We start from the raw sequence: 11,549 nt of genomic DNA, 5'->3' as shown, positions 1-11,549 counted from the left end.
GTCATTGTCCCCGCCGGCAGAGAGCCGGTGTAATCCCGCTGGGTGGCGCTTCCGGCGCCGGCGGTCAAGGTCAGCGTGTCATACACGGTTTTTCCCATCTGGCGGTATACCAGCCGGACCGAGGCGATGTTGGTCGTATCCCGTGCGGTTATCACAGGCAGGGTGAAGGGGGCGCCGGAAGGGGGGTTTCCCGCCAACACCGAGGGAGTGACCGAAGGGGCCCGCAGGTTGAAAACCTTTACAGAATCCTGGGAATAAGAGCCGAGCGCCAAATCCGGCAGGCCGTTGTTGTTAATATCCCCGGCAAAAGCGGCCCAAGTACCGAAGCGGGCGGGGGCATTGATGGCAGGCATAAATCCGCCGGAACCGTTGTTCACCAAGAAGCTGACATTGGGCGTATTTTGGTTGCCGGCTGCCAAGTCCACCCGTCCATCCCCCGTGAAATCGCCGCCCGCCAGACCGCAGGGGCCGCTGCCGACCTGATAGCCAACCGGGGCGCCGTAGGTGGTCAGATTTGTGCCGTTATGCACAAAGACCGAATCCCAATTGTAACAGGCCACGGCAATATCGGGCAGGTTGTCGTTGTTCAGTTTATCCCAAACGATGCCTATCGGGCCGGAACGGGTGGCGAAATTGGAGGTGTTGAAGGTCCGGTTTCCGTTGGAAATGCTAAGCCCCACGGTGCTGCTTATGTAGTTGGACACGGCGATGTGGTGAACCGGCGGGACGAAATTGGAGTCCACCAATTTCGTTGCCATAAACGGCAGGTCGCCACCGGTGGGGACGTTTACCTGGTTGAAAAAGTTTCCGCTGGGGGGATTGAGGCCGTTTCCGAACCAATACCGGATGGAATCCGTTCCGCTGGCCGTGTTCATAACCAGAGCGATGTCGGCGTTCAAATCGTTGTCGAAATATCCCGCCGCCACGGCATAGCAGGGGGAGCCGGTCCCGGCGATGGGGTTGGTGAAGGCGCCCGCCCCGTTGCCCCAAGCTATGATTGCATGGTTGGGGCCCAAGGAGGCAACCAGAATATCCATATTGCCGTCGTTGTTGAAGTCGGCGAAGTCCGCTCCCGCCAGCTGGGCATTCGCCCCCCCTATGCCGGAGGCGGTTCTCGTTCCAAATCCGCCGAGACCGTTGCCGAGCAGCGTGACAATGCTGTCAACATTATCAAACACAATGACGAGGTCACCGTCACCGTCGTTATCCAGGTCCGTGATGCCCACGAAGGGGGGGCGCCCGCCGGCCGCGAGGATGGAGACGGGGTCGGGAACTTGGGCCTGCGCCAGGGTGAAACCAAAAAGAAGAGCCAGCGAAGTAATGAATAATAGTTTTTTCATGGTTATCTTTTCCCTCCGGGTGCGGGTTTGGCCGGGGGTGGGGGGGGTGGGGGCAAGGGGCCGGTCGCTCCGCCGCCACCACCGCCACCGCCACCGGCGGCCACGGCCACGATGGCTGCGGCGCCCACGGCGGCGGCGCCGATATACAAGAACTTTTTGGAGGATTTTTTCTTTTCCCCCTCCGCTTCCGCCCGGGCGGTCGAAACCGGTTTCAACTTGGCGGAAACCGTGGCGGTTTTGCCGGTTTTGACGTCAAAGCTGCCGGTTTTGTCGGCATAGCCATCCCGCGAGACGCGGTAGGTGTGCTTGCCGGGAATCATTTCGGTTTTCCCTTCCACGAGCGTGACCGGGCGGCCGTCGATTTCCACGGCGGCATCCAGCGGGTCCAGAACCATAATCAGGGTGCCCATCGCCAGCGCGGCCCCTTTCCAGTCGTCATCCCGCACCTGAATTTCCACCGTTTCCCCCTGCCGTTTCACTTCCGCTTCGCGGACAAACGGGGTCTGGCCGGCTTTGCGGAACTCCAGCCGGTGTTTGCCGGTGGCCACTTTTATCACATCCTCCGTATTGCGGCGGCGCTTGCCGTCAATGAGGATATGGGCGTCTGCACCCTGGCCCGATATTCTGAAAAAGCCGACTTTGTCCAGCGAGGCCAAGTAATCCCGTTTGGCTTCCTGAAAGACGGCGACGGCATCCGCCGGGAAGAAGCGCTCGTCAATCTGGGCGTTGTTGTCGAAGGTGGCCAGGTCGCGGAAGACCTCGCGGGCTTTGGCGACGTCCCCTTTCTGCTGATAGGCGGCTCCTAAAAACTGCAGCGCGGTATCCAACTGCACATCGGACAAATCGCCGGTGACCACCAAGGGGGAAAGGAGCGTGATGCAGTCGTCAAACTTGGCGTCGTAGTAGGCGTTTTGGGCCTGCTCCAGGATGCTTATCTGCGCCTGCGCCTGATCTGCCGGAAACAAGACGGCGACCGTGGCGAAGGCGAAATAGGCCAAAAAAGCGCGGCCTATTGCAATTTTAAATTTGGAACGGGGATTCATTGGGCCTCCTTAATTGATTTTTGCCGTGTTTGGAAAAACCTGCCCGCTTGTTTATTGCAGAACCGTTTCATTTGGTGAGCGCAAGATAAGTTTAAAAAGAAAGGGCTGTCAAGGGGAGAAAAAGTGAAAGCGGGCGCCCACAAGAGGCGCCCCTACAAATACAAAACGATTTGGTAGGGGCAGGTTTTGTCGTAGACCCTGAGCGAAGCCGAATGGGTGCCTGCCCTTATGGGCAAGGCAACGGCTGGGAGGCAAAAACGGCGAGCAGAAGCAGGACGACATCCGCCGGGGTCAAATCCCCGCTGCAGTTGACGTCCGTCAAAGTCAAGCGGCAGTCGCCGAGGTTCATAAAGATGCAGTTGAGTTGGAGAACGACGTCGTTGAGTTCCAAAATGCAGTCGTGGTCGAGATCGCCGGGGTTATTCATACAACCAGTGTTGGAAATGTTCATTAAAATAGATATCGAGCTATCTATAATATTTGCGGTTACAATATCTTGATCTCCATCTGTGTCGAAGTCAGCTAAAAAAAGACTCGACGGTTGGTTGCCAGTCCCGAAAGCAATTTTGTTGTTGAAAACCCCCTCTCCGTCATTTTCAAAGAATGAAATTGAATTGCTCGAAAAGGGGATGAGAAGTATATCAGTATCTCCATCGCCGTTTAAATCCGAAGCCGAAATCGACCCTGGTCCCCATCCAGTAACATAATCTTCTTTTGGAGAAAACGTCCCGTTGCCGTTATTCTTTAGCACTGAAAAAGTTTTCCCGGTGGTAGGATAGCAGCCAAATCGGTCGCACACTTGGGGGCCCAGATTGGTAACAGCTATATCTTGATCTCCGTCATCATCAAAGTCGGCGGCGCATATTGAGTTCGTTACAGTAAGGCTTGTGGGGTAATTTGCTCCTACGATAAAAGTTCCATCACCATTATTGAAAAACACTGTAGCACCACTCCCGGCAGTAACCGCCAAGTCCAAATCGCCGTCTCCATCCCAGTCGGCGCTGACCAAATGGTGTCCCCCAATTCCGTACTTTGTTTTGGGCGCAAAAGAGCCGTCACCATTGTTTTTAAAGATGGAAACGCCGCCCTCTGTAACAGCTAAATCTTGATCTCCGTCTTGGTCGAAATCGCCAGTGAGTACTGACCCCGGGCCGATGCTTGTAGCGTAGTCAACTTTGGTTGGGAAATTTCCATTTCCATCATTTTTTAGAATAGAAACCGAGTTGCTTCCAGAATTTGCCACTACCAGATCAATATCTCCATCCAAGTCCAAGTCGGAAGGAGATAAAGAAATAGGAGCGTTTCCGGTTATATACGGCACATTTTGTGGAAAAACACCAATACCGTTGTTTTTGAATATAGAGATGGTATTTCCAAAGCTGTAATCAAAATTTGCCGTGACAACGTCTTGGTCACCGTCATTGTCCAAATCCGAAGCCACAACGGCCAGCGTTGTGGTTATTGTTTTATAGATGTTTGGTGAAGAAAAAAATCCGTTTTGCTTGTTCTTAAAGATTGATACCGTACCACTGTTGGTATTAGCCGTAATTAAGTCCTCATGCCCATCGCCATCTAAATCTGCAGCGATAATTGATAAGGGAAGAGAGCCCGTTTCGTAAACAACTTTTTCCGCGAAGTTACCATCTCCGGTATTTTTAAACATGAAAATGTATGCATCTTGAAAATCGCCACCGCTGGCAACAGCCACATCGTTATCGCCATCTCGATCAAAGTCTGCGGCGACGACCGAAAATGCTTGACAGGCGTAATTGACCTGTGAGCCAAACGTCCCATCACCATTGTTTTTTAAAACGGAGATCCCGCTTGCTGTAGTTATTACCAAGTCCGGATCAATATCTCCGTCAAAATCGTTTGCAGTAATTGACGATGATGCTCCTATGTTATAATCCATCTTCGATGCAAAGATTCCGTTTCCATTGTTCTTAAGAATTGAAAAGCCGTTTCCGCCCGCGACAATTAAATCTTGATCACCATCTGCGTCTAAATCTGATGAGAAGCTGCCAAAAGTGCCGGTGCCGGCAGAATATTCTATTTTGGGTGAAAAGGTGCCATCGCCATTGTTGATGAACACAGCAATTGAATTGGAATAATAATTTGTTGCAGCAATATCCTGATCTCCATCGGTGTCGAGATCAGTAGAGATGACAGAGTAGGCGGATTGTATAGTTCCAATATCGATTTTAGCAGCGAAGGTTCCGTCTCCGTTATTCTTTAAAACGGACACAGCGGTTCCACCCCCTACGGTCAAATCCTGATCTTCATCACTATCTAAATCCGAAACGCACATTGACAGAGATCCGCTATTGACCGCATAACTTACTTTGGGGGAAAATGTTCCATCTCCAACGTTCATTAAAATTGAAACTGCTCCTGGGCCACTGTTGAGAACTGCCAAATCTTGGTCTCCATCGGCATCCAAATCGGCTGAAATTACTGTGCGAGCATTATCTCCGGCCTCGAAACTGCTCCACGTATCGAAAAGAGGTTGGAAAGTAAATGCAAGGGTGGGGAGGAGGGCGAGCAGGGCTGTTGCAACGAGGTTTTGGGGCCTCAAGAGTTCTCCTTACAAGGCATTGCCTTGGGATTTCCGTCCGTATAAAATCAAGGGTAAATTGGAGGGATGTCAAGGGGTATTTTGACCCCCTCCGGCCTTCCCTCGACTGCGCTCGGGCAGGCCTTCCCGACACGGGAAGGGAAAGGGCACAATGTATTGTGCCCTTACGAAAGAACGAAAAATAAAGGCGGGCGAACACGAGATTCGCCACTACGAAAACACCCCCTCCGGCCTGGCGGCCTCGTCCCCCTTGGTAAGGGGGACAAAAATGGGCGCGTAGCAACGTGCCCCTACGAAAACACCTCACCCCCGACCCCTCTCCATAAATGGAGAGGGGAGGGCGAACACGAAGTTCGCCCCTACGAAGACAGAGCCGGACAGGTTGGGGTTGTCGGGGACGACCAGATTAAACCCGCCCCTACATAAAAGGCAGAGATTGGAGATTAGGAAGATGGGTTCAGCCAATGAGGACGGCACCGCCGTTTACGTTTAGAATTTCGCCGCCGACAAAACTGGATAGGCCGGAGGCCAAAAACAAAATGGCGCCGGCGATTTCTTCCACCTCCGCGGCGCGGCCGACCGGAATCAACGAGAGGATTTTTTTCCGGTCTTTGCCCGTCAAGGCCGCATGGCTCATATCGGTATCCACCCAGCCGGGGGCGACGCAGTTCACCCGAATGCCGAAAGGAGCCAGCTCCGGCGCCAGCGATTTGGTCAAGCTGATGACGGCCCCCTTGGTGGCGGCGTAATGGGAATGAAACGCCTCCCCCCTTTGCCCGGCTGTCGAAGACACCGTTATTATGTTGCCCGATTTCTGCTTTTTCATATACGGCACGCAGAGTGTTATTGCGTAAAAGGTACCGTAGAGGTTGGTTTCGACCGTTTTGGCCAGTTTTTCAGGCGTCATTTTTTCGATGGCGGCTTCTTCCCAAATTCCGGCGTTGGTCACCAGGATGTCGATGCGGTTAAATTTCTTTACGGTCGCTTCGACTAACTTTTCCACTTCGGAAAATTTGGAGACGTCGGCCTTCACCGCCAGCCCCTTCTGGCCGGATTTTTCGATCTCCTCCAAAGTTTTTTGGGCTGCTTTTTCATTTTTGGCATAGCTGAAAACCACATCCGCGCCGGCTTTGGCCAGATAGATGCAGGCGGCTTGGCCGATGCCGCGGGAACCGCCGGTTACGAGGGCGGTCTGGCCGGAGAGGTCGATGAATTTGGTCACGCTACTCCCACTCGATGGTGGCGGGGGGTTTGGAGGAGACGTCGTACACCACCCGGTTGATACCCTTCACCTCGTTGACGATGCGGTTGGAGACGTGGGCCAAAAAGTCACTGGGTAGGCGGCTCCAGTCGGCGGTCATTCCATCGGTCGAGGTGACCGCGCGGAGGGCGATGACGTTTTCGTAAGTCCGGGAGTCCCCCATCACTCCGACGGTCGAGACCGGGAGCAGAACGGCGAAGGCCTGCCAGCTTTGGTCATATAATTTCCAGCGCTTGAGTTCATCGATGAAGATGGCGTCGGCTTTCTGCAAGCGGGCCACCCGCTCTTCTGTAATCTCGCCGATGATGCGCACGGCCAGGCCCGGGCCGGGGAAAGGATGGCGGAAGAGATTTTCGCGGGGAATTTTCAGGGCCAAGCCGAGTTTGCGGACCTCGTCTTTGAAAAGCTCCTTCAAGGGCTCAATCAGCTTGAACGGCAGTTTTTCCGGCAGGCCGCCGACGTTGTGATGGGTTTTAATCGTGGCGGAGGGGCCTTTGGCCGACCGGCTTTCAATCCAGTCGGGATAGAGGGTCCCCTGCGCCAAAAACTCAAACGGGCCTTTTTTTCCGGCCTCCTCCTCAAATACTTCAATGAAGGTATGGCCGATGATTTTGCGCTTTTCTTCCGGGTCGGTTATCCCCTCCAGCTTTTTCAAAAAGAGTTTTTTGGCGTCGACGATGGAGAATGGGATTTTGAAGCGGGAAAGGAGCTTTCTTACTTCCTCCGCCTCGTCCTGACGCAAAAGGCCGTGGTCGACGAAGACCGAGTGGAGCCGCCCGCCGACGGCTTTGTGAATCAAGACGGCGGCGACGGTGGAATCCACCCCGCCGGAGACGGCGCAGAGAACTTTGCCTCGCCCCACCGTTTTACGGATGGCTTCCGCTTCGGTCTTGACAAAGGAGGCCATCGTCCAATCGCGCCGGGCGCGGCAGATGGAAAGGAAATTTTTGAGAATTTTTTGCCCCTCCTCCGTGTGCATCACCTCCGGGTGGAACTGAAGGCCGAAAAGCTTCTTTTTCGGGTGGAAAAAGGCGGCGGCTTTGACGCTTTTGGTGGAGCCGGTCAAGACAAAATCGGGGGGCAGCTTTTTGACCGTGTCGCCGTGGCTCATCCAGACCCTGGAGCGGCGGCGGACTCCCTTGAAAAGCGGGTTGGATTTTAGAATTTGAAACTCGGCCGGGCCGTATTCCCGGTTTTTGGATTGTTCCACCCTGCCGCCCAAAAGATAGGCCTGAAGCTGCAAGCCGTAGCAAAGACCCAAAAGGGGTTTGCCCAGCTCAAAAACCTCCCGTTGTACAATCGGCGCGCCGGGGTCGGAGACGGAAGAGGGGCCGCCGGAGAGGATGATGCCGATGACTTCCGGCGCCGTCAGGTTGGAAAGCGGCGTATCGAAGGGAAAAATTTCGGAAAGGACGTTCTGCTCCCGGATGCGGCGGGCTATAAGCTGGGTATATTGGCCGCCGAAATCCAAAATGACGATTTTTTGGTGCATTAGAAAAGTCCGGGTTTAAGAATGGTGTCCTCGGGCTTGCCTTCGGCCGTTTCCGGATAGTCGAGATTGCAGTGCAGGCCGCGGGATTCCTTGCGGGCCTGGGCGCAGGCGACCACGAGACGGGAAACGGTGGCGAGATTGAACAACTCAATCGAATCGTAACTCAACGGACGGCTATAATAAAAATTTTTGACCCCTTCCGCAACGGCGGCCAGCCGTTCGGCGGCGAGTGTCAGTCGCTCATTCGTGCGGACGATGCCGACATAGTCCCACATTATTGAGGCAATCGCTTCCCGCTCGTGAGCCGCGACGATTCTTTCGGGAGCCGGTTTTTCTGCCGGGTGCCGGTAATCAGGAAAATCGGGGATCGTCTTTGGTCTTTTTTCTTCGCGTACTTTTTGGGCGGCGAAATCGGCCGTCGCCAGCGCCTCGAGGAGCGAATTGGAGGCGAGGCGGTTGGCGCCGTGCATTCCGGTGCAGGCGACCTCGCCAGCGGCCAAAAGGCCGGGGAGGTTGGTCCGGCCATAGACATCGGTCACAACCCCGCCGCACATATAATGGGCGGCCGGTACGACCGGAATCCAGTCCTTTTTCAAATCCAGTTTTTTCTTGCGGCAGAATTCCGAAATCTGCGGAAAGCGGCGCTCGACGAAACCGGCATCCAAATGGGTCAGGTCCAAAAAAACGCACGTCTCGCCGGTTTCTTTCAGCACCCGGTCGATGGCGCGGGCGACGATGTCGCGCGGGGCGAGCTCCTTCAAAGGGTGGGCTCCCTCCATAAAGCGCTTTCCGTTCTTGGTTCGCAAAAGCCCCCCTTCGCCGCGCACCGCTTCGGAAATCAAAAACGGCTCGTCGTTGGAGTGGTAAAAGGCGGTGGGATGGAACTGCATAAACTCAAGGTCGGCCAGGGTCGCTCCGGCACGGTAGGCCAGGGCCAGCCCGTCGCCGGTGGCAATAGGCGGATTCGTGGTATGCTTCCACAACCTTCCGCAGCCGCCGGTGGCCAGAAGGGTGGTTGAAGCCGAAAATGTTTCAACGACGTTATCCTCCGAGTCGTAGGTATAGGCGCCCCAGATGCGGCCGTCCTTATGCAAAAGCTCGAAGGCAAAATGGTGCTCGAAAACTTCAATATTCTTTTCCTGCCTCACCCTTTCCACCAGCGAGCGCTCCAGTTCGCGGCCGGTAAAGTCGTGGGCGTGCACCACCCTTTTTTGGGAGTGTCCCCCTTCGCGTCCCAAGGCAAAACGGCCGTCTTCGCGGGTGAATTGGGCCCCCCACCCCGCCAGTTCTTGGATGAGCCGGGGGCCGGCTTGGACGATTTGACGGACGACCTCTTCCTTGCACAGTCCTGCACCGGCGGTGAGCGAGTCCTGCACGTGTTTTTCGAACGAGTCGGCGGAGTCGAAGACGGCGGCAATGCCCCCCTGGGCGTAGTTGGTGTTCGATTCGCTCCGTTTCTTCTTTGTGACAACCGCCACTCTTCCGCGCGGGGCGACCTTCAAGGCGAAGGAGAGTCCCGCCACCCCGGAACCGAGCACCAGAAAATCAAACGAACGTGCGGCCAAAGAGGCGATCCTCCAGTTTGCGGAAAAAAAGCTCTTTCCCCTCGATTTTGCACTCGATTTCCAAAACGACGAGCGAAAAATCGGGCAGCTTGAGGCCGGAGAGACGGACGGCGTCCTTTTCGGTGGTGGCCAAAAAATCGGCCCCGACCGTTTTACTTTTTTCCACCAGCCAGTCGGCTTCGGCCTGCGTGTAGGGATGGTGGTCGGGCATAAAGTAGGAACCGGCCACCGAAAGCTCCCAGCGTTTGGCGGCTTCCAAAAAATTTTCCGGGCGGCCCAAACCGGCGAAGAGGAAAAGCTTTTTTTGTTTCAGGGCGGAAAGCTCCAGCTCGCGCCGGTCCGGCCAGAGGCGGGCGCGGGTCAATTCGTATGAAAAGGAAAAGGCCGGAAGGTCGTAAGGGATTTTGGGGTTTTTGCGCTGGCGCAGAAGATACAGGTGGGCGCGGCGGAGATTGTCCGCCGGTTCGCGCAGACGCCCAGCAGGCAAAAGCGGCTCCGATTTCACGGCATCCCAATCGGAACTGACCACGATATCCACCGTGCGGGCCAGCGCGCGGTGCTGGAAACCATCGTCCACCAGAAGCAGTTCGGGGTTCAGGTTTTCCGCGGCCCAGCGGGCGGCCCACCATTTTTTCCCCACCACCACCGGCACCTTGGTTTTCCGCCAAACCAGATAGGCCTCGTCGCCGAAGGTGCGCCAGTCGGTTTCTTTATTGATACATTGAATTCCATCCGAGCGTCTTTTATAGCCGCGGGAGATGACGACCAAATTGGTGCCGCGGTTGGAAAAGTGGCGAATGAGCGTCAGAAGCACTGGCGTTTTGCCGCCGCCGCCAATCTCCAGACCGCCGACGGAGATGACCGCCATTGGCGGGCGGTAGACCGGCATTAGTCCGTAATCATACAGAAGGTTTTTGAGCGCCACCCCCAAGCGAAAGAGCCAGGAAAAGGGGAGCCAGAGGGGATGGGGAAAAAGTTTTTGCATTGGGTAAAACCGGCTTTCGGTCAGGGCTGGCCCGTTGCCTGGCGGATTTTGGAGACGGTTTTTTCGGCCACCCCTCCCCAGGGGGCGAAGGCGGTTTGGGCCTTTTGGCGGACTTCGGCGCGGGAAAGTTTTCGCTCCAGAAAATGCTCGATGGCCTGTGCCAGTTCTTCCGGCGAGGCGACCGCGCGGGCGATTTCGGTTTTAGTTAAAATGTTCGCGGTTTCCAGGACGCTTTCCGTGTGAGGCCCAAAGACCAGCGGAGTTCCGACGGAAAGGGGCTCCAGCAAATTATGCCCGCCGAAGGGGGCCAACGTCCCGCCGACGAAGGCGGCTTGTGCGCCGGCGTAGACCGATGTCAACCCCCCCATTTCGTCCAAAAGAAGAACAGGCGTCTGGCAGTCCAAATCCCCGCTCGCGCGCTTGAAGGACAAGCCGGAGGCTGAAAGGAGGGTTTCGATTTCCGGCAGCCGTTCCAGATGGCGGGGGGCCAGAATCAACTTCAGATTGGGAAATTTTCCGGACAGAAGTTTTTGGGCAGCCAGCAATTTTTCCTCCTCGCCGGGACGGGTGGAGCCGGCGGCCCAGTAAAAGAAGGGTTTCAGCTTGGCGGGCGGCTCGGGGACGTCCATCCGCCAGAGCATGTCGTACTTGGTCTGGCCGACGGTTTCGATTCGGCCAGCGGGGATGCCCAGTTCGGCAAAAAGCGTTTTGTGCCGTTCGGTCTGCACCAAAAGTTTCTGGAAGGCGGGAATGCCGGGAGCGAAAACGGAACGGAGGTTTCGGTAGCGGCGGGCGCTTTTTTCGGAGAGGGAGCCGTTAGCCAGAAAGACGGGGATGTTTCGCCGGGCGCAGGCGGCCAGCAGATGGGGCCAAAGCTCGGTTTCGGTCAAAACCAAAAAAGTAGGAGAAAGCGATGCCAGCACCTTTTCGGCCACGCCCCACAAATCGAGCGGCAGATAAAAAACTTCGATTTTCGGCTGGGCGGAGCCGAACAGCGCTTCGGCCCGTTTGCGGCCGGCGGTCGTGAAGGTGGAAACTACAACTTCAAAACCGGGAAAACTGTTTTGAATATGGGGAACAAGCAAGTCCAAAACGTTGACTTCTCCCACTGAAGAGGCGTGCAGCCAGATGCGTTTCCCTCCCGCCGGTTTGGGCAAAGCCATGCCCAGGCGCTGCCAGATTTTGCGGCCTTCCACGGCCGCTTCCGCCAGCATCCATAAAAAAAGAACGGGGAAAGCGAGCCAGAATCCGATTCGGTACAAAAAGAAAAGCATAAAAGGAAGTAAAG

Annotated in this window: 8 protein-coding genes; all 8 read right to left on the bottom strand. The window is 55.6% G+C overall.

What is annotated here, in order from left to right:
• Positions 1 to 1,340, bottom strand: a 1,340-nt coding sequence (locus tag VNL73_10970) for a VCBS repeat-containing protein (GenBank protein HXF49928.1), incomplete at its 3' end; no start/stop codon positions are given.
• A gap of 2 nt (positions 1,341 to 1,342) precedes the next feature.
• Positions 1,343 to 2,383, bottom strand: a complete 1,041-nt coding sequence (locus tag VNL73_10965; protein HXF49927.1) for a hypothetical protein — start codon at positions 2,381 to 2,383, stop codon at positions 1,343 to 1,345.
• 226 nt (positions 2,384 to 2,609) lie between these two features.
• Positions 2,610 to 4,958, bottom strand: a complete 2,349-nt coding sequence (locus tag VNL73_10960) for a VCBS repeat-containing protein (protein HXF49926.1) — start codon at positions 4,956 to 4,958, stop codon at positions 2,610 to 2,612.
• Positions 4,959 to 5,415: 457 nt separating this feature from the next.
• Entirely contained in the window at positions 5,416 to 6,180 is a 765-nt protein-coding gene (locus VNL73_10955; protein HXF49925.1) for a 3-oxoacyl-ACP reductase family protein, read from the bottom strand.
• A gap of 1 nt (position 6,181) precedes the next feature.
• Positions 6,182 to 7,711 carry a glutamine-hydrolyzing GMP synthase gene (guaA, locus tag VNL73_10950; GenBank protein ID HXF49924.1) on the bottom strand — a complete coding sequence of 510 codons (1,530 nt, stop codon included), beginning with the start codon at positions 7,709 to 7,711 and terminating at the stop codon, positions 6,182 to 6,184.
• Entirely contained in the window at positions 7,711 to 9,276 is a 1,566-nt protein-coding gene (gene nadB / locus VNL73_10945) for an L-aspartate oxidase (protein HXF49923.1), read from the bottom strand. The genes guaA and nadB overlap by 1 nt, the downstream gene beginning before the upstream one ends.
• On the bottom strand, positions 9,257 to 10,261 hold the full coding sequence (gene lpxK, locus VNL73_10940) for a tetraacyldisaccharide 4'-kinase (protein HXF49922.1): 1,005 nt from the start codon (positions 10,259 to 10,261) through the stop codon (positions 9,257 to 9,259). The genes nadB and lpxK overlap by 20 nt, the downstream gene beginning before the upstream one ends.
• Before the next feature lie 20 nt (positions 10,262 to 10,281).
• Positions 10,282 to 11,535, bottom strand: coding sequence for a glycosyltransferase N-terminal domain-containing protein (locus VNL73_10935; protein HXF49921.1), 1,254 nt, complete (start codon positions 11,533 to 11,535; stop codon positions 10,282 to 10,284).
• Positions 11,536 to 11,549: the final 14 nt, after the last annotated feature.

Source organism: Verrucomicrobiia bacterium (assembly GCA_035574275.1).
GTDB lineage: Bacteria > Zixibacteria > MSB-5A5 > DSPP01 > DSPP01 > DSPP01.
Note: the sequence above shows the minus strand (reverse complement) of the source record. Positions and strands in the feature narration are given on the sequence as shown.